The following is a 365-nucleotide window of genomic DNA, read 5'->3' on the forward strand; positions in this document are numbered from 1 at the left end:
ATTGCGCCCAATCTGCTGAACAGAAACTTCCATGCGGAAAAACCAAATCAAAAGTGGGTCACTGATGTGACAGAGTTCAGCTTGTTTGGCCAGAAACTCTATCTTTCTCCAATCCTGGATCTGCACAATGGGTATTTGGTGAGCTATGCTATCTCTGACCGACCGGTTTTAAGCATGGTAACGACTATGCTCACCAAAGCCTTTGAAACCATACCGGATGCAACTGGACTGGTTCTCCACTCTGACCAAGGCTGGCAATACCAGCACAAGCAGTACCAACGTATGCTGCGTGTGAAAGGTATTCGGCAGAGTATGAGCCGCAAAGGGAACTGTCTGGACAATGCGGTGGCAGAAAACTTCTTCGG

1 protein-coding gene is annotated in these 365 nt (G+C 48.2%); it reads left to right on the plus strand.

Annotated features, from left to right (window positions below; all coding sequences use genetic code 11):
• Positions 1-365: IS3 family transposase (locus JCM17207_RS10475; RefSeq protein ID WP_238316710.1), on the plus strand; the 365-nt coding region annotated here is incomplete at both ends.

Origin of the sequence: Faecalibacterium gallinarum (genome assembly GCF_022180365.1) — a bacterium.
Classification (GTDB): domain Bacteria; phylum Bacillota; class Clostridia; order Oscillospirales; family Ruminococcaceae; genus Faecalibacterium; species Faecalibacterium gallinarum.